Raw genomic sequence first — 24,817 nt, forward strand, 5'->3', positions numbered from 1 at the left:
ATCACTGCATTACACATTATGTCCTCCAATTGATATAATCATATTGGATATGTTTTCATAATTAGATCTAGGAGTGAACGAACCCCATGGAGATTGGTGAAAAAATTCGACAGCTCCGCATCCATAAAAAAATGACCCAAGGACAACTTGTTGAGGGAATATCTTCGATCACCTATCTAAGTCGGATAGAAAACGGAAATATAAAACCCTCCCAAGCTTTTGTTCAATCTATCTCGCCTCGATTGGGTGTAGAGATTGCGGATTTATTAGGAAAGAATGAGGAGAGCATCAATGAGCGGATTATCAATCTAGCTAAAAAGTACCGCGAGGAAAAGAAGTTAAACGAAGAAGAATTATCATTTCTATCACTACAAGTAAACGAAATTCATTCAATTGAAATTTATTTAAACATTTTTACAACTTTGATTAATTATTACATAAAATTCAACGAAAATGTAGACGAAGCATGGAGAATTTATCAAACATCAACAAAATTTATCCCAAATGAATTGGATGAGTCCTTGTTGCAAGAGTTCTACTTTTACTATGTCGTGTGCGGAAGTTTGTTTTACCACCGTCAAGATTTCATCATGGCCAACCGATGCTACTCCTCTGCAGAACAGTTTGTAGAACTGTTTAGAGACCCCTTTGAAGTGGCGCGACTCTCTTATAATTTGAGTCTTGTAAAAAAGGAAATATTAGAGGATAAAACGGTAAGTATCTTCTATGCCCAGAAAGCCTATGATTTATTTCATAAGGTTAACTACAAACCAGGTATTCTTGATTGTTTAATTATTTTAGGGGTTCAGCATCATCTTCAAGAAAATGATGAAAAGGCCCTCTCTTACTTACAACAAGCGATGTCCCTAATTTCCTCAGAAGATTTACTTTCTCATGCCTATGTCGAGTATAATTTTGGGCAGATTTATGCAGGAAAACAAGAGGACGAACAGGCCATTAAACATTACCTGACCTGCCTAAAGCTACACGATCAAATTTCCCACGGAAATCGAAAGATCTACCCATACTTACGTCTGATTGAGCTGTATACCCGCCGAAAAGATTGGAACCAAGTAGAAATTTATCTACAGGAAGCTCTTCACCTTGTTGACCCCGATAAGACATCACTGATGCATTTGAAGTTCTTATCGATCAAAGCAAACACCTATCGCCTCAGAGATAATGACACCCGGTATGAGAAAGACATGCATAAAATCATTCAACTCGGCATCGAAAGGAACCAACTTAAACTGGTTGTGGATCTCGCACGACAACTTGCTAATCACTACTATGGGAAACGAGCGTACAAAAAAGCCGCTGACTATTTTGTTCTAGCAGAGACACATACAAAAAAAATGAGTCTCACATAGAGCAGTGAATACCACTGCTCTTTTTTTGTTTAAAAACCGAGATTATTCTTGCTGTCACTTTCCAAAAAAACTGTTCAATTTTACTAATTTAATTGAACCACACAGTAATTGTATTCTTAATTTACAAGCCAGCCAGACAACAATTTGGGAGGAATCAACATGAAAAAACTTACGATGTTATCACTGATCGCTTCGATTTTATCTTTTGGCGTTATCTTTCTCTGTGAAACAACGAATACCCATTTACAAGCTGCTCCACCCATTGTTATTGATAAACCTGGCACAGAAGATCCTGCACCCCATTAATCGGTGGTTATCTCATGCCATCCATTCGCACGATTGCACTCATTTAACCAAGGATCTTTATGCTTCACCAACTTATAACACCTTTATTTATTAACTAATAATTAGGAGGACTATCAATGAAAAAACTTACAATGTTATCCCTCTTCGCTTCAATTTTTACCTTCGGTGTCATTTTTATCAATGAATCGACCGATACTCATTTACAAGCTGCTCCACCCATCGTTATTGATAAACCTGGCACAGAAGATCCTGCACCCCATTAATCGGTGGTTATCCTATACTAGCCATTTAAAAACAAAGGCACTATTACCCCACTTAACCATGTTATTATGCTTAGCCAACTTATACCGTCTTCATTTATTAGCAACTAGCCATTAGGAGGAGTACGCATGAAAAAGCTCATGGCGTTATCCCTTATCATTTCGATTTTATCTTTTGGCGTTATCTTTCTCTGTGAAACAACGAATACCCATTCACAAGCTGCTCCACCCATCGTTGTGGATAAACCTGGCACAGAAGATCCCCGTCCACACTAATAACAGAACGATCATGAGATCCAAGGATCTGAGAACGTGATTTCCCTCGCTTTGCAATACTTGAGGCTTCAACATGACTTGTCATGATTATGTATAAGGAGTGATTGGATGTACGTCCTAGAAGCAAAAAACGTGACCAAGAAAGTAGGGTCACATACGTTGATCAATAACATGTCCTTTGGTGTAGAAAAGGGACAGATCTGTGGCTTTCTTGGCCCCAATGGCGCTGGAAAAACGACACTCATTCGTCTATTAACAGGATTGATCCAGCCGACAAAAGGCGATCTAGCGATTAATGGTATCAGTGTCACACAAAATCGAACCAAAGCTTTGATGAACCTGGGTGCCATTGTCGAATCCCCTATCTTCTTTCCTTACTTAACAGGAAGAAAGGCCCTAACCAATTTAGCTCGATTGCATCCACAATTACCCCGTGCTCAACGAAAAGCCAAGGTGGATGAAGTATTGGAAAAGGTAAGCCTATCTCATGCGGCTGATCAAAAAGTAGGCACCTATTCTCTTGGAATGAAACAACGCCTCGGTATTGCACAGGCTCTACTCGGCGATCCCTCCGTCATTATTCTTGATGAACCCGCCAATGGATTAGATCCTATGGGAATGAGAGAGTTGCGCAGTCTGATCCTCCAATTGCGAGAGGAAACAGGCATTAGCTTCTTTATCTCTAGCCACTTATTAGATGAGTTACAACAGCTTTGTGATCATCTTGTTGTGATTAAGCAAGGGGAACTCGTTTGGAAAGGGGAACTTGGCGAAATTTCTGGCGCACCTGTCTTTGCCTATACCCTCTCCCCAGTCGAGAAAGCACAAAAGCTGATTCAGCAAAGTTACGCTGTTCAACGAATCTCTAAGAATCAACTCAATGTTGAAATCAGTGAGGATGAAATTGGGGATCTTAATAAAATTCTGATTGAAAATGGGATCCAAATTCTTAGTGTAGAGAAAAAACAAAAGCGTCTTGAAGACGCCTTTATCGAGATGGTGTCCTCATGATTTCCCTGATTGCAAGTGAGTGGGGTCGCCTATGGAGTCGTAAAATCACCTGGCTTCTCTTTGCGATCCTACCGATCCTCCTGTTGATCACTGGTAACCATTATCTTGGAGAGAATGATGGAATCACACCCGGAAACCCAGGATTTACAGCTTGGGATAGCTTTCCGGTAATGGCACTGTCCAATCAATTGATGACGGTTTTTAATATGATTTTGCTCCTTCTTTTCGTATTTTCCATTACGGAAGAGTATCGAACGGGTCAACTTCGCATGGTCATGATTCGTTCCTACTCCTTCTCCCAGTTGCTCATCGCAAAATGGATCACGGTAATGGGGATCATGCTTCTCTTCCATGGTCTGTATTTCTTACTCAGTTATGTCGTAGGTGGATTGTTCTTTGATAGTTCGCCCCATCTTTTCTTTCCTTACTACCAAGACCCGATTGGTGGCGGCCCTGCACTCACCTATACGATTCGCTACTTTGCGCTCGCGTTTCTCACACTCGTCGCAGTATCCTGGTTAATCACCTTTTTTGCTGTCATCAGCCAATCCACTACAACCGCCATCGGCATCACATTAGGGTTCCTACTCATCTCGTTTGGCTACCCACAAATTTTACAAACCTTTACCAAGGGACTAAACCCTCCCCTTGACGCAAAATGGTATTTCCTTTCACTCACTCAGATACAAACGGAAGGAATTGCCTTAGCTTTGGGTCAGACTTCTAAATTTCTCACTTTTAATGGCGGTGTCCTTTTTGTGTACGCCTTCGCTTTTGGCACCGCGGCATATCTCTTCTTCACCAAAAAGGACCGTTTTATCTAAAGGAGGTAGTTTCATGAAAGAGCTTTTTCTCAGCGAATGGGAACGGATATGGGCCCGGCGAAAAACCCTTGTCAGTCTTGTCCTGTTCATCTCCCTTTTAGGGTTATTCTCAACATGGCTGCATCGTGGTGCGATCGGCTTTTATACTCCGGAATTAGAAACGTCCCTCAATGCCCTTAACTTCCCGACTTTTCTACTCAAAGAGATCGGCTTTATTCTCTCGTTGATCATGCTGCCCATGTTTTTTGTGGATAGCTTCAATGGCGAATATAGCTCTGGAGCTTATCGACTCATTTTAATTCGCCCTCATTCCCGGGGCAAACTTTTACTCGCAAAGTGGCTTTCCATGGCCTCTGTCGTAGGAATCTTCCTCGGTATCGCTTTTATATTTAGCCAACTCCTTGGAAGAATTCTTTACTCAGCACCTGAATCGATCACTTTTTATCCGGGTGGGCATAGTTACACCGGTGTGGGAGCCATCGGTTATAGCCTCCTCTTCTATCTCACATTCTTTGTGATCTATCTAGCCCTATTGGGGATTGCTAGCTTAGTCAGTTCCTTTCTCCCCAATACCATCTTGTCTTTCTTCTCAATCCTTGTGGTCCTTCTGGGTACTTTCTATACACCCGATGCCTATCATTACTTCATTCTCAATGGGGAAGCCGCTTTCCGTGTATTAAATGGAGCTGACACAACCCCCTTTATCACTTCTGTCTTTGGCGTAATCGTAGGAACTTTTCTCCTCGTCTATGCATTATGGCAACGTCGAAACTGGACAATGTAACCAATTTTCATTATTAATTACCAACGCCATAGGAGGTGGCAGACTGTGAGTGACATGATCATTTTGGCAGAAAATCTACAGCACTTTCCTATTTGCGAAGAGATCTCAAAGAAATCCGGGGTTAAGCCCATCTTCATTCAATCACGGCAACATTTCGAAGCGTTACTCAATCTCCTAAGGGAAAGCGAATCCGCACCCGTTGTAAGTGGTGACTTGATCGAACTTGCCCCAGACATTCAGTTTGACCTTCGTCGTCACCTGATCCATCGACAAGGAAACGTATATCCCCTCTCGAGTACAGAATTTAAAATTATGCAGTCCCTGTCTTCTCAATTGGGAATTCCATGCCAAACGATGGATTTGATCGATGCAGTCTGGGGGGTCCATGGTCATATCGGATTAGATAGTCTCTACGTCTATATTCGTCGATTACGTGAGAAGATCGAAAACAACCCAAGCCGTCCCCAATTGCTCATTACCCACCACGGATTCGGGTATGAACTACGTACACTCTCTTCATTGGAGCCTACCGCTCCTCATTGATTAGGCGAGACATCCAACACATCAACAAAATCAATACCCCAATTAAGAGTCGTTCCCCCACACGGGAACGACTCTTTCTCGTTTTACGAGGAGGATAACCATGATCCGCTTAACAAAGTGAAATCCATACCTCTCCTTTAGGCGGAGCATCGCTGACTGAAAGAGAACTGTTTCCCTACCTTCACCACGTTTTTTCCATGCCGTTCTGTCTTGAGGGAGTTTGCCCCTACTCGTCCTCAGCTAATCCAAAGCGGACAGTGATTTATCACATCCTCGAGGGGAGCAAGTCTCTTGTGCTCCCACACGGTCTCCAAACACCGAACTTCTGGATAATCAATACGCACGCCCTATCGTATCCAATTTTTCATCAGCCTCAAACTTTTAGAATGCTGTTGCTTAATCGACTCCCCACTGACATCTAACAGTGGACATATAAAAAATATCCCTGATCGAACAGGGATATGAACTACTTTCATTAACGATAGGGAGATGGACTTACTCTATTTAAGCACTATGGATAGAGGGATTTTCGGACGATGGTAAGGATTCAACAGGGATCTCTCGTGTCTGTACCACGTTGATCAGATCACGTAGCACATGATCAGTAGGGGGCAGTAACAGATTCGGGCGTACACTTCGGGATGCAATTTCATAGGCATTGGTGCGAATGGGTTGAATAATCGTATGACCATCTTCTTCGATTGTTTGGATATTGCGTTGCACCGCTTTTTTATCCCACATCAACAAATTCATATTGGGATACACAATGAGTGGATGTGGAGAGGCGAGTGCCGTGGAGGTAAGAAAATTCGTCGCTAAACCATTGGCCACGAGCCCAATCACATTGGCGGTGGCGGGCAAAATAATAAATACATCCGACCATCTCGCTAATTCTACATGACTCATCGATTCTCTCCCCATCGATGGTGCGTACACTTCATCAGCAAACAAGGATACCGTAAAGGGGGGAATCATCTGTTCAGCTGATGCTGTCATAATCACCCGTACCTGATCAAAATAGGAGCGAAACATGGCAAGGTACGGTGGCAAACCTGCAACAGCAATGGATCCTGTCATCCCTACCAATAGTTTTTTATCTGCAAGCGCTTGGGTAGGAATTTGCATTTTTCATCCTCCTTCTACCCATCAATTTAATGAAGTAACAATGAACGACTCCATTTACTTTCTTCTCCCTTCACATAGGAGAGTAAAGATAGACCCACACCGACGGCTCCCTCGAGCAATCCCACTTTATCTAAGCTGCGATAACCGATAGTTTGTGGTTCTAGATCTTTATACCCAAAGGGATAATCCGGATTAAAATCCTTCAATTGCCGATGAACGAGATAGTCGCGATGGATTTGTAACTGCTCATCGTGACTGTTGTAAATCATTTGCAATGTCATTTCCAATAGACCCGCCGTTCCATGACAAATCGTAGGGGAATCGATATCCCAAAATAGCTCAGGACGATTGAATACCGATTGAAAAGCCTGCACACTGGTTGCTTTCCATCCCTCATCCTGCAAAGCTTCCCCTGCAAGATAGAGGGCTCGGGCAACTCCTGGTGTTCCGTAGCACCATGCTTCACGGTGACGATGAGAGTGGCGGACCCCTTCGGTTTCTTCCTCCCAAGCCACACGATCATTCCAATACACGCCATAGGAATCTTGTTGTTTCCAGTAGAGGATCCACTCCGTTATCCGTTGAATAGCCTCTTGTTGACCTTCTACTTCTACCCCTTCTAGCTTTGCTAACGATAAGAGAGCAAGGGGGCCAGGAACCCCGTGAGCCAGTCCGCAATTAAAATTGCCCTTAGGAAAGGATTGGCGATCTTGTTCTGTAAATTGTCCAACCTGGGGGATCCACCAACCTGGAACTGTTTCGTTATTTACGACAATGGGTTTGGATAACGCTACCAAATCAAGTAGAATCTCTTCGAGCAATTCCCTCAGTTGTGGATCATTCTTTTGTATCAGTAGATAACGACCGATCCCCGTGATACCAACAATGATATCGTAGTATTGGGCAGATGCCCCCTGTTCCTTTTGTAGGCGAGCTCTTTCATTCCGTATCTGCTCTTTTAACGCTTGAGCAATTTGAAGGTGAAGCCGATCGAGCAGACGACCATATCGTTCCCCACCTCGTGATGCAGTCCACGTCGCAAAAGCCACCCCTGTGATTCCACCAAATAATGAAATGCTCTGGTACCCCTTCTCTTCCAAGTATTGTTGGATGGCTAACAAATGTTGATGAGCCAACTGATCCCAGCCCGCATTTGGATCAAATCGGTCTAACTCACCATACAACAGAACTGTCCCTGGATAGCCATGGGAAAGGGATAGCTCACCCCATGGGTGTGCTTTCGCTAAACTCGAAACATTGTTGGCGTGTAATGCTACTTGACGAATGTGTTCAGGATTTTGCAAACGATCCGCGATCACTTCAATTACTTGCTCCGCATTTTTGCGAAGGACGACTTTCCTATTGGGTGGTAATGCGAGTACAGCAGTCATTTTCTTCCCCTCTTCCTGGTTTGAGACATTACGCTGGACTTTGCTGTTCTTGGTTATCGATATACGCTGCGGCTTGCATTTGATAAAGAACGGCATAGGAACCGTTTCTCTTCATGAGGGATGCATGGGTACCACTTTCCAGGATCTCTCCTTGTTGCATAAAAATAATGCGATCAGCATTGCGCACCGTAGAGTAGCGGTGAGAGATAAAGATTCCCATCTTATCCACAGTAAGTTCAGCAAACTTATCAAACACTTCCTTCTCTGCCTTTGGATCTAACGCTGCGCTAGGTTCATCCAGTACAAACAGAGCGGCATCACGCATATAGGCCCGTGCAATCGCAATCTTTTGCCATTGACCACCGGAAAGTTGCACCCCTTCTTTAAACCATTTTCCAAGTTGGGTATCTAGCCCCAGCGGTAAACGCTCCAGAACGGTTGTAGCCCCAGAATTCTTTGCAGCCATCTCCACAGCTTCAGCGTGCTCAGCTTCCCTCCAATTTCCCAAGGCGATATTCTCCCGTGCGGTTAATTCATACCGGATAAAATCCTGAAACACCGTCCCCATTAAATCCCGCCACGCTTTGACTGAATAGGAACGAATCGAGCGACCCTGGTACAAAATATCGCCCTCTTCCAGCTCATAGAGTCGAACCAATAACTTTACGAGTGTTGATTTTCCCGATCCATTCTCCCCTACGATTGCCAAGGTCTCACCTGGTTTTAACTGAAGGTTAATATTTTTTAAGACATAGTGATCCGTTCCTGGATAGCGAAAAGAAACATTCTGAAAGACAAACCCCGTCTGTTCCGCCTGCTTTGTTGAAACATAGGGTCGTTGAACAATGGACTCCTCTGACTCCTCAATATCTAAGAAAGCAAACAATTGACTGACATATAGGTTATTTTGATACATGACAAATAGCGTTTGTAAAAGAGAGGAAGAAGTCGCTTGTGTCTGAGCAATCGCCTGAATATACGCCATCATCATTGCGATCGTAAGTACACCTGCAACGGTTTGCTGAACCACCAACAGTTGGGTTCCGATCACCGCACCAATCCCCACTATCTGAAAAAACAAGGTGATTCGCATCCGTTTCAGTAATAGCTTTTTATCCTCCTTAAAAAAACGTTCGTACATTTGACGGTACTTCTCTAGAAGCAATGAACCAATACCAAAAACCTTTACCTCTTTGACAGAGGCGTCCGTCGTCATTAAGCCCAGAAAGTACGATTGTTTGCGGCGTTCTGCTGCTCGATTCCAATCAATTTGAAACTCTTCTTCCCCCACTCGCAAGTAGGAAAAGGAGGACGTAAGAGGAATCAATAATAACACCAACGCCAACCACCATTGCCAATAAAACAACACCCCTGCAACCGACAGAAGCGTAATTGTCCCGCCAATGATTTGCAGAATCTGTTGGAAAATTTGAAAGGGGCGAAAGGAAGAATCTTGCCGTGCCCGTTGCAATTTATCGTAAGCCTCTGCATCCTCAAAATACCGATAGGGAAGATGGTCCGCTTTTTTCATTAGCTGCATATTAATCGAATTGCTGAGGCGCTCGGAAAAGATGGCTTGATAGTTATCGCTGATGATGCGACTGATCTCCCGAAACAATGCCAATCCGGCAAATAACGCAAACACCATCAATACGGGTTGAAGGATGCCTGTTTGTTGAGCGATTCCAACTTGTGTCATTAACATCTGGGTCAACATCACACTCGCAGCGGGAATTAAACTGGTGATCCCATTTAATCCAAACACCAATAAGAAATAAAGGGGGTTCGTTTGCCAAAGAAGCTTTAAGATGCGTGGCCAATATTTAAAGGATTCCAAGACATTGCGAAAAGAGGGGCTATTCGCCCCCTTCCTTTCACTGGTTTGTGGCATGATCCTCACTCCCTTTATCTCTCCAGTATTTTTGGCTATAGAGAGTATGACGTGCAAAGGCGAGTGCCTTTACTTCCTTGCCTCGATCTACATCCATCAATCGATTGCAATGCATATGAATCAAACTACCAATAATTTGGTGAGGCGTATTGGAAAGAACATTCTTCGGGTTTTCTGCTCTCACTTTTTCACCAAACTCTGCTATATAGGGAGCACGTTGCTGAAGTAACATGTGGAGCAAGTGCCCATTACGAAACTCTCGCAGGGATTTCCGATGATCGCGGGGGTCCATTAATTTCATTAAATCACGCCGGCGTTGACGAAATTCGTCACGGTAATCGTCTTTATTCACAATTTCATCAAGAATCTTTAACTGCCCGGCAAAGGAAAGACCAAAATTTTCGAGTAGATCAACAATCGCAAGGGCAGATACTTCGACTAAGGGAATTTCGATCTCCTTATTCCAATTTAAATGGAGTAGATGCGTCGTTAATTTACTATCCGCTGCAAAGACATCCTCTGCATCACGAATCATATGAACCCCGCCATAGCGTTCAACTTCTCGTTCATAGGTATCAATCATCAAGCGTTTGATAATCCCATCGGACATTAATGGATCCACCCATCGGCTAAGGGCAGGAAGTAGCTTACTCACTAAATCTTCCTCCACCCCACGAAAGCGGAGACGAATATGAGGCTCTGGATCGACGTAACGCATGTAGAACCAATCTTTTGCGGCACCACTTTCCACCATCGAATCTGCGAAGCCCTGCATAAATTGAGGGATAAAATCATCCTGTCGACTTCGCGATACATATAGTTTTGCAAATAGCCAATCGGTCCCTGGGAGACGTACACGGTCTTTATGAGCAACAAGGGGGGCCGAATACTGGTACAATACCGGGCTTTCTGGCATCGTCTCTGCATATTTTTCTACTGGAATTAGGCACTCTTGCGAGTAAGTACCCTCATCCCCAGTGACCCACCGATCATCGATCGATCCGACATGCTCTTTCAATGCCACATGGTTACTTTGCTGCAATTCTTTTTGAATCTGTTTAATATGGTCTTCATGCTCGAGGTCTAATAGGATGCGGTTATCCGCAAATGTCATATAAAGATAGCGAGGAACCATCCACTCTTGACGCCACTGCTGAAATGCTTCGTTCCAAACAGCCGGTGCTACTTGGGCATCCTTTAGACCCAACCGCTCTAAATTAATATTCCATGTCGCAGGATAAATCACGGTTTTTCCATAGGTGACTCGAGGAAGGAAGGGACCGATATCATACTCTCCCCAGGAGAAGGGTTGTACATTGCGAATGCTTTCAATTGATACTTCGCGCATGAATCGATACACATTGGGTGCATTCATGAAATTGAGCATATTTCCGGATGTAATGATGAGTTCTTTATTATGTTTTGGTGATTTAAGATACAGCCGATCAAGGGAAGCTCCCACATAAACTTCATCCAACTTCAATGCCTGTTTTGAATGATGGTTGGTTCCAATCGTAAGCTCCTGATCCAAAAGCGAAGGACTCAACGATATGTTTCCGGTTCGACCCGAAGGAGGGAGATAGTTTCCTTCGACAACCAAGGCATTGGGATAACGCTTTTTCTCACGCTCTACGGAGCTTCGAATGTGATCAATCTCATCCTCACTGAGTAAATCTAAGAATCTGCCAAAGGATTGACTGACGCGATGGGAAGCGGCATTGGGGGTCATCACTATGCGGTATTCCCCTTGGTCAATGGCCTCTTTTGATGAAGCCATCACCTCCACATAAAGCTCCATAGAAGCAGGCGCCTCTTCTTCATCTATGGTTGCTTCTTCCAATCGGCCTAATAATTCATCAGTGATCTCGACTTCAATGCTTCTTGTTACCAAAGCCTTTTGAATCAATTCAAGTAATATTGATTCTTTTTGCTTTGAAAAAGCAGGTGAATCATCATCCTTGCGAGAACTTTGGGGGCGCTTATAAGGGCTGGGTGCACCTAAGCCGGTTTCCTCATTGAGAAGGTCTAATATTGGGATCTCGCGCCTCGTCCCATACTTCTCTAAAAAGTCTTTATGATAGCTTTTTAAATGACTGACCCCCCGTTGAGGAAGAGAAAGCCTCCACAATATCTCAGCCGCTTTTGCTACTTCTTCTCCTACCTGTCGATGAAGACGAATGCCCTGGTCTGCCACGCGCATATCCACCTGTACTTGTGAAAGACTAGGAACCACTTCCTTCATCTTTTCGTTTAACTCTAGGTACAACTCAAGACCCTGACCAATCGGCAGTGCATCATATTGTCCAATGAGTTGCTCAATTTCGAGTAACAGGTCACGCTCGTCCTCCGCCCCTTGAATCCCCGCCAACTGCTCAATCAAATATTGTAATGAAGAAGGGTTGGTCATGGGTGGCCGAAGATGACTGATAAGGAATTCTTGAGCGAAAAGTTGCTCAATTAATCCAGCAATTTTTTCAGGATCGACATCTGGATATTCCCCAGTCATATATTGAAGAAGATCCTTAAAGGAAATCGACGTATGTGCCGCTTCAAGAACCTTAAGAACCGGTTCTGATGCTTGAACATTAATTGATTCACGTAGCTCATTATCGTTATTCCGTTGCTGACCACATTCAGACGAAAAAGGCAAGATTAAGCGACGGCCACTCGATTGCACAGCATGGTTTCGCGTAAATCGAAGTTGTCGAATAATTGCAGGTCGGTTCTCTAATTTTGCAACGAGGGCGAGTAGCCATTCCATATCAGGACGCGTTCTTTTAATATGTTGATCGGATGAGTGCAATTTCGCTTCAGTAGAATCCCCCAACTTGCCAATGCTTAATCCCGCTAAAATTCCAAAGGGAGTCGATCGGGTAGCCATCCGTGATAAATAACGCATAATACTGGTTTCAGCTTGACGCTTTTTCTTTGCATCCTCACTATCTAAATTTCCCAACGCCTTATATAAGGATGGGCTAGCAATTGCAATCGCCTCTTGTATCCTTGGATCTTGCACTAATTTTTTGAGAACACGGTTGGAATCACTTTGTTGGAGTTGTTCAAAGATATCAAAGGGCAACAGGGGACTTCTAAACATAAAAAAATCAAGCGGACGGTATACCCCCCGTTTTTTCTTACGGTTCGTGCGATGTTGGTCGAGTGAAGCAGTCATGTTCTTGCCTCCTTTATATGTAGTAAAAACGGAACACCTATCAGATGTTCCGTTTAATTTTTCTTTTTCATTAGCAACAATAGCTGTTAAAGGAACCGGTATCTCCGCATCCAGGGGTACACAGGGAGACGGAAGTGATTTGTGGATCAACTTCACCTTTGCTTTTGTTCACTTGTACATCGAGGTCGAATTGATCTTTTTTATTTTCTGCCATGGGTCATTCCTCCACATGTTTGGTTTTTTGGGGTCAAGCGATTAGCAGCAGTAGCTGTTAAAGGAACCGGTGTCTCCGCATCCAGGGGTACACAGGGAGACGGAAGTGATTTGTGGATCGACTTCACCTTTGCTTTTGTTCACTTGTACATCGAGGTCGAATTGATCTTTTTTATTTTCTGCCATGGGTCATTCCTCCACATGTTTGGTTTTTTGGGGTCAAGCGATTAGCAACAGTAGCTGTTAAAGGAACCGGTGTCTCCGCATCCAGGGGTACACAGGGAGACGGAAGTGATTTGTGGATCGACTTCACCTTTGCTTTTGTTCACTTGTACATCGAGGTCGAATTGATCTTTTTTATTTTCTGCCATGGGTCATTCCTCCACATGTTTAGTTTTTGGGGTCAAGCAATTAGCAGCAGTAGCTGTTAAAGGAACCGGTATCTCCGCATCCAGGAGTACACAGGGAGACGGAAGTGATTTGTGGATCGACTTCGCCTTTGCTTTTGTTCACTTGTACGTCCAGGTCGAATTGATCTTTTTTATTTTCTGCCATTTTTTTCACTCCTTTCTCTTTAGGCGCCGGCGTGTTCTGCCTTTTGTTAGTTATATCTTATATGGATCCGAAGGCATTTACCTGAAAATGAACTAGTAAATAACTGAATTAAAATGAACATTTTGTAAGGTTTGATTAAAAACAACAGGAAACCACTGGTTTCCCGCTATTGATTTTGCATGGCTTATTTTTGCAGTTCAGCGATTAATGAAGATCCCATCGGACTGCCCAAGCCCGTTACAAGATCATACCCATTCCCTGCCGTGTACTCTTGATTGGCACCTTCCACAATATCTCGGTAAACCCCTTTATCCTGCACGGCATACAAACGCTCGATAAGCTTTTCATTTGTTAAAGGGCTGCTTCGATGCTCATTAATGAGTGCAACTAACCCTGACCAACAGGGGGTGGATAAGCTTGTGCCTCCTAAGAGGAACCACCCTTTATATCCCTGAATCTCTGTGGATGAATACACCGCTGCGCCCGTCATTGGATCGCCTACGAAGGATACATCGGGTACGCCTCGTTGTTCCCCTAACACCGATGACCATTGTTGTTGATAATCAGGACGCTTGGTAAAGGCACTGATTCCTCCGCTACTCCCTGACCAAGCTACCTCGCCAAGAAAATTCCCACTGGGCTCCATTCGTAGGGTAGTTCCTCCGACCGCCAAAACGTTTTCTACGGAGGCTGGCCACAATACGCCTTTCCCATAGTCACCTGCTGCAGCCACATAACTTACTTTTCGATTTCCAAATGCTGAATCCCATTGATGAGCGTCTTCGTCTTCAAAAGAACCCCAACTGTTGGAAACCACATCAGCTTTGATCCTCGCTGCAAACCGTACCGCCTTCGCCATTTGTGGAATCTCTTTGTCCTTAGCAACAACGACTGAGATTTTAGCCTCAGGAGCGATTGCATGGACCCATTCCACATCCATCGCGGTTTCCGTCGCCCACAGTGGATTTGTTTCTGCAGGCTTCCCTTCAGGGTAATACACCCTCAATTTTGCTTTAGGCAAGTTAAACTTTTCACTAAAAACCGCAACATCTTCCTTAATGGTTGGACTCCCATAGGCAACGACAACGGCAATGTGCTGTCCTTTTCCCGTCTCCTTCACTTCATCCAGCCCATACGCCTTCCGAATATGAAAAGGTGTATAGCCTCGAATCTCGTTCATTTCCTCTGCTTGGGTCGAGACCTGCTTTTTTGCCATATGAGTACGATTCATTTTTAATGTGGGTGTTACACCCGTCGTACCCTCTTCCTTAGCCAAGCTAGTTTGAGTCGGATAACTAACGAATAGTGTTCCTAATAGAAAAAGAAGTCCACCTTTTGCCCATACGGTATTCATGTATCTGTCCTTTCTTTTCAGAGATGATCAATCAAGTTAACTCCCTTTTTACATTAATCAATCTCTCTGATTAAAAGACAGAAGTAAAAATGAACGGTTTTTTTTCAATAAAACGAACGGTTTTTCGCCTTCATATTCGTCCATAATAGAGTAGGAAAGCTATATTTTAATAATTTTAAAAAAAATGATCTTATTCATCTAAGCAAAGGGCGGATGATCCTCAGCTACCACGGAATTATCACTCCATAAATAAAACTACAAAAAAAACAGTTGACAGATTTATCCGCCACCGTGTATTATGACACTAATACAAGATTGTACTGTTCAATTAGTACACTAATACGGTAGATAAATACGAATATTTCCTGAGGAGATGATACGATGGTTGTCCTCGAAGCAAAGAAAGTATCCAAACGGGTGGGTTCTCGTACATTGATTAACAACCTGTCCTTTTCCATAAAAAAAGGACAGATCTGTGGCTTTCTCGGTCCGAATGGTGCTGGTAAAACAACGCTTATTCGCCTCTTCACTGGACTCATCCGACCGAGTGAGGGAGACCTCGCCATCAACGGGATTAGTGTGACCGATAAGCGAACGGAAGCCTTGATGAACCTGGGCGCCATTGTCGAATCACCGATTTTCTTTCCTTATCTGACAGGGAAAAAAGCACTAAACAACCTTGCCCGCCTTCAACCCCAATTAAAGAGCAGGCATCGTGAGAAGCGGGTGCAAGAAGTATTAGAAATGGTCGGCCTCTCCCATGCTGCTGACCAAAAAGTAGGCACCTATTCCCTTGGCATGAAACAACGTCTAGGGATCGCCCAAGCCCTTTTAGGGAACCCATCGGTTATCATCCTCGATGAGCCTGCAAACGGATTGGATCCGATGGGAATGCGTGAACTACGTAATTTAATTCGAAAACTACGGGATGAGCTCGGCATCAGCTTTTTCATCTCCAGTCACCTATTGGATGAATTGCAACAACTATGTGATCATCTCGTTGTCATCAAAAATGGAACATTGGTATGGCAAGGGGAAATGGAAAGCCTCTCTGGCAAACCCCTATACGCCTTCACCTTAACTCCCATCGAAAAGGCCGCTCAATTTATCAAGCAACACTACCCCATCGACCGCATCGAAGGAAATCAAATTTACGTCGATATCCATGACGATGACCTCCCTCTTTTAAACACACACTTAATTGAAAATGACATTCAGATCCTGGGTGTAGAAAAAAAACAAACGCGTCTAGAAGACGCATTCGTGGAGATGATGAGCTCATGATGGCCTTGATTTCAAGTGAATGGCAACGCATGTGGAGCCGTAAAATTACCTGGATACTCTTTGCAGCGATCCCTCTAGTGCTATTTGTTACGGGTCACTTTTATCAAGGACTCAATGATCACTTAGCTTCAAATAGCCCTGAATATACCTTGATGGATAACTTCCCTGTTCTGGCTCTCTCCGAGCAATTGATGACCGTTTTTAATATGGCATTACTCCTACTCCTTGTTTTCTCCATCACTGAGGAATATCGCACCGGTCAGATTCGCATGATTATGATCCGTTCCTATACCTTTACCCAGTTATTTTTTGCTAAGTGGATCACCGTGATGATCATAATGTTTCTGTTTAATACCTTTTACTTGTTTCTCAGTTATGGATTCGGAAGTTGGATGTTTGATAATGCCTCTCAACTCATGTTGTTCTATCATGATGACCCCGTATCGAGTTCCACCGCTTTGTTATATAACCTGCGCTACTATGGATTCGCTTTTTTAACGTTAATTGCGATCTCCGCGGTCATCACATTTTTCGCAGTGATTAGTCAATCGACGACGACAGCTATCGGCCTTACACTTGGTTATCTTCTCGTCTCCTTTGGCTATCCACAAATTCTACAAACCTTTGCACAAGGTCTAAAACCTGCCCTGAACCCCGCCTGGTATTTTCTCTCCCTCACGCAAATTCAATATCAGGGCATCGCAATGGCCCTTGCCCAAGAACCCAAATTGCTTCTCTTTAATACGGGAGTACTTCTCGTCTATACCTTGGCTTTTGGCACCGGCGCCTATCTCATTTTCACCAAAAAAGATCGGTTTATTTAACAAAGGAGGAGGACGCTATGACAGAATTATTCATGAGTGAATGGGAACGGATCTGGGCACGGCGCAAAACCATGGTTAGTTTCGTAATCGTAATCCTTCTATCGGCGATGTCCACCTTCTTATTGCAACGAGGAGGAATTGGCTTTGTTACCGCGGATCTTGAAGTGCCTCTCCATGCGTTAAATTTTCCCGTCTTTTTATTAAAGGAATTGGGATTTGTCCTCTCCTTTGTTTTGTTACCGATGTTTTTTGTTGATAGTTTTAATGGTGAATACAGTTCGGGGGCTTACCGGCTTGTGCTCGTACGCCCGCAATCAAGAAAACGCCTTCTATTGGCGAAGTGGTCTTCCATGGCTGCTGTCATCGGTATTTTTCTTACTATCGTGTTTCTCTTCAGCCAAATAGCGGGCTGGATTCTCTATTCGGCTCCTTCCTCGGTGAGCTTCTATCCCGGTGAACCTTCTTATTCCATTGTTGGGGCTTTTGGTTATAGCCTTCTTTATTACTTGATCTTCTTCCTCATCTACCTGGCGCTCCTTGGTTTAACCAGCTTCATCAGTTCCATCATGCCCAATGCGATTCTCGCTTTCTTTTCGATAATTGCCGTGATACTTGCCACCCTTTATGCCCCTGAATCCCTTCATTATTTTTTGATGAATGGACAGACTACCTTTCAAGTTCTTAATGGGACTGGTTTATATCCCTTCTTCGGATCCTTACTCACCATTATTCTTCTCTCTTATGGCCTGGTATATGGAATTTGGGAGCGTAAGGACTGGATAAAATGACGAACGGGCAAGAAAAAACCTCTTCGCTCCATGATTTGAGCAAAGAGGTTTTTTAATTGGTTTACAACCCCATTGTTTTGATAGTACTGCTTACTTACAAGTCCCTGGGCACCTCTTTCGAAGCATCGGGGTCCGTGTTAAGTCGACGGGTGATGGACATCAACGCAGGTAAAAAGAGCGGGAGCATCAATAGTGCCATCATAAACAAGCCAATAATTACGACGGTTGCCGTCTCGGATAGGGAGAGGATCCCTGAAGGATACAGTGAAGCAAAGGTTCCTGAGAGAATAATGGCTGCTGAGAATACCACATTCCCAATTCGTTTTGTTGCTTCGACAATCGCATTTCCCGTTGACCAATCACGATATTCTAAGAAACGCATCATCAAGAAGATACTGTAGTCCACCCCGAGGGACACCACCATAATTAAGGAGAAGAAGGGAGCGGACCAGGAAATTCCTTCATGGCCTAAACCATTTACAAAGATGAGCTCTGTAATTGACAAGGCACTGTAATAGGCAATCATCAGCGACACAATGATATACACCGTATTCCAGAAGGAGCGCAGCATCCACAGAAGCACAATCCCAATTCCCACCAACATGAAGGTTGCCGTTCTCGATAAGTCATCGGTAGAAAGTTTATTTAAATCACGGTTTTGAGAGGAAACCCCACCAATACCATACTTGGAGTTACTATAGTCCGTTTTCTGCAGTTTATTGGCAATCGTTTTATCGATTTCCCCTGCAATCTCCATTGATTTCTTTGAATAAGGATCGCCTTCAAGGACGACATTCCACCGCATGATATGGCGGTCGTCGGACATATACGCATCTAATGCATCTTGAAAGTCCTTCCCCGTCCGTGTTTCTTCCGGGAGGAAGAAGGTATGCGTTGCACTGGTTCCTGCTACTTCACCTAGGTAGTCCTGGGCATCCTGTAGCCCTTTGTTGACATCGCCTAGTCCTTTAGAGCTCTTACTTAACCCTGCCTGTAATTCCTTGAGACTCTTACTCATATCGACAAGACCATTGTTTAGATCTTGTTGCCCCTTGGCCACCTTCCCAAGTCCGGTATCAATTTTGCCAAGGGCGTCAATTACTTTCTTTTGCCCAGCGCTGCCCTCTTTCAAGCCCTCAGCAAGTTTCCCCATTTGCTTCTCCATTTCCCCAAGGGCCGCCGTCATTTTCTTCTGACCCGCTATAACTTCGTTGAGGCTACCATTTGCTTGAGAAAATTTTTGATTTGCTTGGGAAAAGCCAGAGTTGAGTTTTGCAAGGTTATTACTCAGTTCCTCGGATTTATCCTGTAATTCTTGAACCTTTTCTTTCATTGGGCCAGGAGATGCATCTTTTAGCTCACCTATTTTTCCATTCATTGCTTCCAGGCCCATCTGTATACCCTTATATCCCTTTTCAAGTCCTTGGTAATTTCCATACAAGGTGCTATAACCGCCATTCACTTTTTCAAGGCCCGCCGTCATCTTCTGCATTTGTGCCTGCATCTGTGCAAGACCCGCTTGCATCTGACTCGCGCCTGAGGCTCCTTTGGAGAGCCCATTCTGTATCTGAACCAAGCCATTTCTTGATTGTCTTACACCATTTTGAGCGGCTTTTGTTCCTGAAACCAATTGATTAACCTGAGAGAAATCCTGGTTGCCCCCATTCATTTTTTCAATGGCTTCATCCAACCCGCTTTTAATCTGTTGCGTTCCTTTTTCAGCCTCACCGAGACCCTCTTCGGTTTTCTTGGTCTGCTTATTGACGTAGGCGTCGTCGATGAGCGTCCCCTTGGGTCGAGTTGGACCATAGACGGTCTTGACCCCTTTGATTCGTTCTAAGCTGTCAGACACCTCATCAATGTAGGCCAATGATTCTGGGGAATCCAACTTTTTATCACTATTTTTCAAAATCACTTCCACTGGCATGGTCTGTCCTGGTTCAAACTCATCCGAAACAATGTTAAACCCTTTGACGGATTCATAGGAGTTATCCACTTCTTCTAAGCTGTTATAGGATAGTTTCCCTTGATGAAATACCATCGGGACACAAAAGATGGCCACGATCAGTAGGGCGATTAACGGACGTCGATAGGAAAAGGAAGAGAGCTTTGCCCATAGGCGACTTTCCGACTTTCCTTTCACTTTCTTCAATGGCCAAAACATCTTCGTGTTTAAGATGACCATGAAAAATGGCACAACCGTCAATAAGGAAAGGACTAAAAACAGGACGCCTATCGCAACTGCGACACCTGCTTGATACACTGAGAAACGTGCAAAAGCTAAACAGGCAAAACCGATAATTACGGCGATGGAACTGTAAAATACGGTTTTACCAGCGGTTCGATAGGTTACAATAATCGATTCGATGACGGATTTCCGCTGTCCAAGCTCCTCTTTGAATCGAGAAAACAGGAGAATATTATAGTCCGTACCGACCCCGAACAAGACGAGAATCAAGAAGATTTGTGTAAAGTTCGCAAAGGGAAAACCCCACCATTGCACCATATGAGCAATTGCAGAAAGAGCGGTTATATAGGAGACCCCAACAGATAATAAAGAGATGATTGGAGCCACTGGTGATCGAAACACACCAATTAACACGATAATGATAAAGGCAACCGTAATTAATTCCGTCTTCTCAACACCTTTGATCGTGGTTTGCCCATAATCATCATTAATCAACTTACCTCCAGTCAGATAGTGCTCCACGGACACCGAATGAAGGGCGTCCTTTAACTCCGAACGTACATCCGCGATGGACTTATCACTACGATCGACCGTAAAGAGGGCCATCACTGTACTCTTATCTTTGGAAACAAATTGATCCTTCAATTGCTCTTCATTAAAATGGGTAATCAGATTACTAACACCCAATTTTTTATCCGATTCCAGGTGATCAAGACCCCTCTCGATCTCGGATAGCTCACTCTTCGTCAAGGCTTTATCGGAATGAAAAACCGCAAGCACATCCACATCTTTACTGCTCTTTGAGCGATTATTCATCTCCTTTTTCAAATCCTGAGCCACCTGTGAAGAAAACTCCTTCGGTATTTTCGGCTCAGTCTCCCGAGTCATTTCATTAAGATCGGGCATGGTCACCATGGACAAAACCAACAGGGCTACCCAAACGATCATGACCACCCATTTATATTTGAGGACTGTACGCATCATCTGCCACCTTTCCATTCAGCATTCACCTCAGTGTAGCAAGGGGAGGTGAAGTAAAACTAAAACAAATGTGAAAAAACATGAAGACCCCTCCTACATTAGGCCTAATCCTCTCGATGGATCGGTAGAGTAAAAGATATACCCAAGCCGCCCCCTTCATTTCGATACGCTTTAATATCCCCACCGTGGCGATGAATTATAGAACGACAACTCGCCAATCCTAAACCACTTCCACTTGTCCCAGCACCTCTGGAAGAATCGACGGTAAAAAACCGCTCAAATAAGTGAGGAAGATCTTTATCAGGAACACCTACTCCATTATCTTCCACACTGATGAAGATCTGATTTCCTATGAATTCCGCCTTCATCCATACGGTTAATTCTTCACGATTGCCATACCGCACAGCATTATGTATGAGATTCGCAAATACGCGTCGGCACATTGGTTCATGGATTCGAACGAAGGTACGTTTACTGATAAAGTTGTGCCATATTAGGGAGTGACCGAGTCCAGTTAGTTCCGCTTCATACTCCTCTGCGACGGATTCAAAAAAGGGAGAGAAGGGAACGAGGGTAAGCGGAACATGTTGCAGGGTAACTTCCCCTTGGGTAAAGCGAGAAAAATCCTCCAATAATTGCGTGATATTCTCTGTTTTGCGCCGAGCCACACGTAAATAATCCTGCCGTTCCCCTTCGGTAAGAGCAGGTTTGGTTGCTAATAACTCTAAAAATCCGTTCAAAGAGGTCAGGGGCGTTTTTAAATCATGGCTAATCGCCGCCACCATATCTACCTGTTCTTGATGTGCTTGATTTAAACGCTCCTCCATCTCACCAAATCGTCGATATAGCTCCCCAATTTCATCCCGTCGTTTGATGGAGGCGAGGGGAGAGAGCGGGCGCCCGTGCCCCACTTGGTCCAACCGTCGATTTAATCGTGCAATGGGACGCGTGACCGAAGTATTAAAATACAAGGCAACCAGCAGAAGTAGAAAGCTTACGGGGAGAAGTTGAAATAGAAACGTTTCGGTGAAGGCCTTAGGTAATCCCATCCCTTTTTCAGTTAGCGGACGTTGTACCTGAATGAAGGCAACGGTCTCTCCTTGGTGGCGCAACGGATACCAATGCACATCATTCCCTCTCCCTTTCAAGGGGATTTTTACCGAATATTCGACCTCTACCCCTTCTTTATCATAAAGATACAGATTGACCTTCTCTGTTTTAGCAATATCCTTCATCTTCGTTTTCATTTGCTTGATATCCGGGTAAAGAGCGGCAACTTGTGTCGTAAACTCCTTCTCAATTGCCAAATGCTCAGCGCGTTGTATGTCAATTCGCTTCCATACCCGATCAACGACTTCGAATCGCAAATAAAAACCGATTAAAACAAATAGCACCGAGATGAGACAAAAAAACAACAATGGGATTTTCCACTTCAGCTTCATTTATCAGCTTCCTCATTGATAAATTTGTATCCGACTCCCCAAACCGTCTTAATCACCTCTTTGCCCAGTTTCTTTCTAAGGTTTTTAATATGAACCGTGACAGTATTCATATCCCCAAAAGCTACATCCCCCCATATATGATCATAGATCTGCTCTCTTGATAACACGCGGTTGGGATGGTCTGCAAGAAAACATAAAATTTGAAACTCCTTCGCAGAAAGATCGATCAACTTTCCATCCACAAAGACTTCAAAGGTGTGGCGATTGATCAATAAAGGATGATTTTTGTACATCATTGGGGAATTGCTCTTTAGATCTACTCTCATGCGTTCCATCCGTCGGAAGTGTGCTTTCACGCGTGCAGTCAATTCTTGTACACTAAAGGGTTTGGTCAGATAGTCATCCGCACCAATCTCCAAACCAATGATTTTATCGATCTCTCGATTGCGTGCACTGAGCAACAGGATGGGGACATGTTGTGTCTCTCGGATACGGCGGCAAGTTTCAAGCCCATCCATTCCTGGCATCATAATATCCAGGATGACAAAATCAACCGGTTGTTCAGCCAACAGCGTGAGTGCTTCTTCTCCAGTATAAGCAGACAAAGTCTTAAATCCTTCATAGGTCAAAGCTTCCGTAACTAAACGAACAATATCATGATCATCATCCGTGATAAGAATCGTCTTTTTCATACTTTCCCCCCGTTCTGAATGCTTTGTTCCTATTCTATCGTTGAAGGTGTATACTGACGAGTCTCCGCCAACCGATTCATCCACGTACTTCTTAACAAGATACCACGCTCATAGAAAAGGATGTCCAATCGACCACGCAAAAAAAGCCTCCCCTATGTAAAAGATTCCTGTCCACAATCGACAAAAACCTTTATGAGGAGGGAGAGATGATGGGAGTATTCTCGGCGCCATTAAGATAAAAAAAGGCTCCCTTGAAAGGAGCCATCAACCAGCAGAGAGAGTATCGAGGAACACCTTTATTGTATAATAAAGAGTTCATCAAATCAAGAACATTTGTTCGTATTCCACTTTAATCTCGCCTCTTTGTTTACCTATAGATTAATGTATCGCTCAAAGACAAAGCCAAAATCCTTGATCCGATATTTCATGCGCGTCTCTTCCAACCAATTAAAGGCGACTTGATTCATTCCTTTAAAATCTTCAACCAGGTCTCCCTCCGTTTTCCCCATTCGTCCTAGGGCCGTCGATGCCAACTCAAGACTTTGTTTCGCATACTCCATTGAAAGGGAGTTCTCTAAGGTTAGTTCTGAAATTCGAATTAATGATTTATTTGAACCTCCCCCACCTACGCTAACGCTAAGAGGTGGGGAATTCTTGGAAACTCCCATCGACTGACAGGATACACTCCAAGCTTAGACCGTCGTCCCGACGGCAAGAATCTTTAGTCCTTCTTGCAAAATGTTCTTGGATGCATTGATGTCTCGATCATGATGGGAGTGGCACGTAGGACATGTCCATTCTCGTAGGTTGAGGTTTTTTACGTCCTTATTGCGGTAGCCACAGGCTGAGCATAGCTGGCTGGATGGGAACTGTTTCCCTACTTTCACCACGTTTCGTCCGTGCCATTCTGCCTTGTAGGTGAGCATGGCGACAAACTCCGACCAGGATGCATCCGTGATCGATTTGGCTAACTTGTGATTCTTCACCATGTTCTTTACGGAAAGATCTTCGATGCAGATCGTTTGGTTTTCACGAATCAGCTTCGAGGACAGTTTATGTAGGAAGTCGAGACGCGCGTTTACGATCTTCTCATGGATACGGGCGACTTTGATGCGGGCTTTGTGCCAATTGGAACCGCCTTTAGTTCGACGGCTCATGATCCTTTGCGCGTGGCCTAGCTTCCTTTCGTACTGTCGGAAATACCGAGACGGTTTGACTTTCGTTCCATCGGTCAGAATCGCAAAGTCCTTTAACCCTAGGTCAATGCCTATGACTTTCTCCCTCGTTACGGGCACAACCGGACACGGGTGGACCTCGGACAACACCGATACAACGAACTTTCCCGTAGGATGACGTCGGATGGTGGCAGAAAGGATTCGCCCTTCTACCTCACGAGATTTGGCAAACTTCACCCACCCCAGTTTAGGAAGCTTGATCCGATTGGCAACAATGGCGATGGAAGCCGTTCCTTTTTTTCCATGGTTGCACTGACTGGTGTAGGACTGGACACGGTTGCGTTTGCTTTTAAAGCGAGGGCGATCAT

General features: G+C 44.1%; 23 protein-coding genes and 2 pseudogenes. 11 read left to right on the plus strand and 14 right to left on the minus strand.

The features are described 5' to 3' along the window. Window positions 1-86: 86 nt before the first annotated feature. The 8 genes and pseudogenes from CHX35_RS15940 (at window position 87) to CHX35_RS15960 (ending at window position 5,374) form a co-directional block, all read left to right on the plus strand. Entirely contained in the window at window positions 87-1,370 is a 1,284-nt protein-coding gene (locus CHX35_RS15940; protein ID WP_091839379.1) for a helix-turn-helix domain-containing protein, read from the plus strand. A gap of 159 nt (window positions 1,371-1,529) precedes the next feature. Next, window positions 1,530-1,676 (plus strand): hypothetical protein, encoded by a 147-nt coding sequence (locus CHX35_RS17660; protein ID WP_176392138.1) that lies wholly within the window; start codon window positions 1,530-1,532, stop codon window positions 1,674-1,676. 116 nt (window positions 1,677-1,792) lie between these two features. Beyond that, complete coding sequence (locus CHX35_RS17665) at window positions 1,793-1,939, plus strand: hypothetical protein (RefSeq protein ID WP_176392139.1); 147 nt, start codon at window positions 1,793-1,795, stop codon at window positions 1,937-1,939. Window positions 1,940-2,065: 126 nt separating this feature from the next. Next, window positions 2,066-2,212 carry a hypothetical protein gene (locus tag CHX35_RS17670; RefSeq protein ID WP_176392140.1) on the plus strand — a complete coding sequence of 49 codons (147 nt, stop codon included), beginning with the start codon at window positions 2,066-2,068 and terminating at the stop codon, window positions 2,210-2,212. 108 nt (window positions 2,213-2,320) lie between these two features. Next, window positions 2,321-2,998, plus strand: a pseudogene (locus CHX35_RS15945) (ABC transporter ATP-binding protein); the annotation flags it as partial. 221 nt (window positions 2,999-3,219) lie between these two features. Continuing rightward, complete coding sequence (locus CHX35_RS15950; RefSeq protein WP_091839384.1) at window positions 3,220-4,047, plus strand: ABC transporter permease; 828 nt, start codon at window positions 3,220-3,222, stop codon at window positions 4,045-4,047. 13 nt (window positions 4,048-4,060) lie between these two features. Continuing rightward, window positions 4,061-4,831: an ABC transporter permease gene (locus CHX35_RS15955; protein ID WP_176392141.1), complete on the plus strand. Its 771-nt coding sequence runs from the start codon at window positions 4,061-4,063 to the stop codon at window positions 4,829-4,831. 54 nt (window positions 4,832-4,885) lie between these two features. After that, window positions 4,886-5,374, plus strand: coding sequence for a winged helix-turn-helix domain-containing protein (locus CHX35_RS15960; RefSeq protein WP_091839435.1), 489 nt, complete (start codon window positions 4,886-4,888; stop codon window positions 5,372-5,374). A gap of 504 nt (window positions 5,375-5,878) precedes the next feature. On the opposite strand, the gene CHX35_RS15965 is transcribed toward CHX35_RS15960, so the two are convergent. The 9 genes from CHX35_RS15965 to CHX35_RS16005 form a co-directional block, all read right to left on the minus strand. Next, window positions 5,879-6,499: a flavoprotein gene (locus tag CHX35_RS15965; protein ID WP_091839389.1), complete on the minus strand. Its 621-nt coding sequence runs from the start codon at window positions 6,497-6,499 to the stop codon at window positions 5,879-5,881. 26 nt (window positions 6,500-6,525) lie between these two features. Beyond that, window positions 6,526-7,890: a lanthionine synthetase C family protein gene (locus CHX35_RS15970; protein ID WP_176392143.1), complete on the minus strand. Its 1,365-nt coding sequence runs from the start codon at window positions 7,888-7,890 to the stop codon at window positions 6,526-6,528. Between the two features lie 28 nt (window positions 7,891-7,918). Next, entirely contained in the window at window positions 7,919-9,781 is a 1,863-nt protein-coding gene (locus CHX35_RS15975) for an ABC transporter ATP-binding protein (protein ID WP_091839394.1), read from the minus strand. Further along, entirely contained in the window at window positions 9,765-12,953 is a 3,189-nt protein-coding gene (locus tag CHX35_RS15980; RefSeq protein ID WP_091839397.1) for a lantibiotic dehydratase, read from the minus strand. Before CHX35_RS15980 ends, CHX35_RS15975 begins: the two co-directional genes overlap by 17 nt. A gap of 70 nt (window positions 12,954-13,023) precedes the next feature. Further along, window positions 13,024-13,167 carry a gallidermin/nisin family lantibiotic gene (locus CHX35_RS15985; RefSeq protein WP_091839400.1) on the minus strand — a complete coding sequence of 48 codons (144 nt, stop codon included), beginning with the start codon at window positions 13,165-13,167 and terminating at the stop codon, window positions 13,024-13,026. A gap of 41 nt (window positions 13,168-13,208) precedes the next feature. Further along, window positions 13,209-13,352: a gallidermin/nisin family lantibiotic gene (locus CHX35_RS15990; protein ID WP_091839400.1), complete on the minus strand. Its 144-nt coding sequence runs from the start codon at window positions 13,350-13,352 to the stop codon at window positions 13,209-13,211. Between the two features lie 41 nt (window positions 13,353-13,393). Then, window positions 13,394-13,537, minus strand: a complete 144-nt coding sequence (locus tag CHX35_RS15995) for a gallidermin/nisin family lantibiotic (protein WP_091839400.1) — start codon at window positions 13,535-13,537, stop codon at window positions 13,394-13,396. A gap of 40 nt (window positions 13,538-13,577) precedes the next feature. Next, window positions 13,578-13,721: a gallidermin/nisin family lantibiotic gene (locus tag CHX35_RS16000; protein ID WP_091839400.1), complete on the minus strand. Its 144-nt coding sequence runs from the start codon at window positions 13,719-13,721 to the stop codon at window positions 13,578-13,580. A 184-nt stretch (window positions 13,722-13,905) separates the two neighbouring features. Next, a complete protein-coding gene (locus CHX35_RS16005; protein WP_091839403.1) occupies window positions 13,906-15,075 on the minus strand; it encodes a S53 family peptidase in 1,170 nt (389 codons plus the stop codon). 381 nt (window positions 15,076-15,456) lie between these two features. Here CHX35_RS16005 and CHX35_RS16010 point away from each other — a divergent pair. The 3 genes and pseudogenes from CHX35_RS16010 to CHX35_RS16020 form a co-directional block, all read left to right on the plus strand. After that, a pseudogene (locus tag CHX35_RS16010) lies at window positions 15,457-16,137 on the plus strand (ABC transporter ATP-binding protein); the annotation flags it as partial. 218 nt (window positions 16,138-16,355) lie between these two features. Beyond that, window positions 16,356-17,183, plus strand: coding sequence for an ABC transporter permease (locus CHX35_RS16015; RefSeq protein ID WP_091839408.1), 828 nt, complete (start codon window positions 16,356-16,358; stop codon window positions 17,181-17,183). A gap of 17 nt (window positions 17,184-17,200) precedes the next feature. Beyond that, complete coding sequence (locus CHX35_RS16020; protein ID WP_091839412.1) at window positions 17,201-17,971, plus strand: ABC transporter permease; 771 nt, start codon at window positions 17,201-17,203, stop codon at window positions 17,969-17,971. Between the two features lie 94 nt (window positions 17,972-18,065). Here the strand turns inward: CHX35_RS16020 and CHX35_RS16025 are convergent, their stop codons facing one another. The 5 genes from CHX35_RS16025 to tnpB all read right to left on the minus strand — a co-directional run. Continuing rightward, entirely contained in the window at window positions 18,066-21,140 is a 3,075-nt protein-coding gene (locus CHX35_RS16025) for an MMPL family transporter (RefSeq protein ID WP_176392144.1), read from the minus strand. 104 nt (window positions 21,141-21,244) lie between these two features. Further along, on the minus strand, window positions 21,245-22,582 hold the full coding sequence (locus CHX35_RS16030; RefSeq protein ID WP_091839417.1) for a HAMP domain-containing sensor histidine kinase: 1,338 nt from the start codon (window positions 22,580-22,582) through the stop codon (window positions 21,245-21,247). Continuing rightward, a complete protein-coding gene (locus tag CHX35_RS16035; RefSeq protein ID WP_091839420.1) occupies window positions 22,579-23,274 on the minus strand; it encodes a response regulator transcription factor in 696 nt (231 codons plus the stop codon). The genes CHX35_RS16030 and CHX35_RS16035 overlap by 4 nt, the downstream gene beginning before the upstream one ends. A gap of 371 nt (window positions 23,275-23,645) precedes the next feature. Continuing rightward, on the minus strand, window positions 23,646-23,834 hold the full coding sequence (locus CHX35_RS17930) for a YvbH-like oligomerization domain-containing protein (protein ID WP_245838893.1): 189 nt from the start codon (window positions 23,832-23,834) through the stop codon (window positions 23,646-23,648). Window positions 23,835-23,966: 132 nt separating this feature from the next. Continuing rightward, window positions 23,967-24,817 (minus strand): IS200/IS605 family element RNA-guided endonuclease TnpB (tnpB, locus tag CHX35_RS16045; protein WP_091839427.1); only part of this gene is annotated, 851 nt, incomplete at its 5' end.

Origin of the sequence: Marininema halotolerans, assembly GCF_900116235.1 — a bacterium.
Lineage (GTDB): Bacteria > Bacillota > Bacilli > Thermoactinomycetales > DSM-45169 > Marininema > Marininema halotolerans.